Annotated in this window: 1 tRNA gene and 1 rRNA gene; both read right to left on the reverse strand. The window is 45.9% G+C overall.

What is annotated here, in order from left to right:
• Window positions 1-432: 432 nt before the first annotated feature.
• Window positions 433-508, reverse strand: a tRNA-Glu gene (locus tag ABN080_RS18145).
• Window positions 509-592: 84 nt separating this feature from the next.
• Window positions 593-664 (reverse strand): 16S ribosomal RNA (locus tag ABN080_RS18150); the annotation flags it as partial.

The raw sequence follows: 664 nt of genomic DNA on the forward strand, positions 1-664 counted from the left end.
TTAGCACGTCCTTCATCGCCTCTGATTGCCTAGGCATCCACCGTGTACGCTTATTCGCTTAACCTCACAACCCGAAGATGTTTCTCTCGAAGACGACTTTAAAGGTCATGGCTACACAAGCATCAATTCGTTGTTGGGCAGTGCTCGTAATGCTCACATACTTGAGTATGCTCCGCTTACTGCGCGCTGTCCGCCTAGAATTGCTGTTGTTCGCTCATGACACTCGCCTTGGAGTATCACACATTCAAAGTTTGAGATTTTGAGAGACTCATCAATATACCTCGGTGATATATTGATTTGTTTTCAATTTTTCAGCTTGTTCCAGATTGTTAAAGAGCATAATAGTTAAAATAACTTGCTAAAATTATCTTAACTATTCTCTGACTTGCATCAGACTATAGTGTGGTACGCCTTTCACTCATACCGCGCAATTGGCGTCCCCTAGGGGATTCGAACCCCTGTTACCGCCGTGAAAGGGCGGTGTCCTAGGCCTCTAGACGAAGGGGACTCTTGTCAGCTTCGCAGACGCGCTTTTGCTCGTTCTTCATCAGACAATCTGTGTGAGCACTACACATAACACGTATCTCTTAGGTAAGGAGGTGATCCAACCGCAGGTTCCCCTACGGTTACCTTGTTACGACTTCACCCCAGTCATGAATCACAA

The organism is Proteus sp. fly-1089, from assembly GCF_040138965.1.
Lineage (GTDB): Bacteria > Pseudomonadota > Gammaproteobacteria > Enterobacterales > Enterobacteriaceae > Proteus > Proteus vulgaris_B.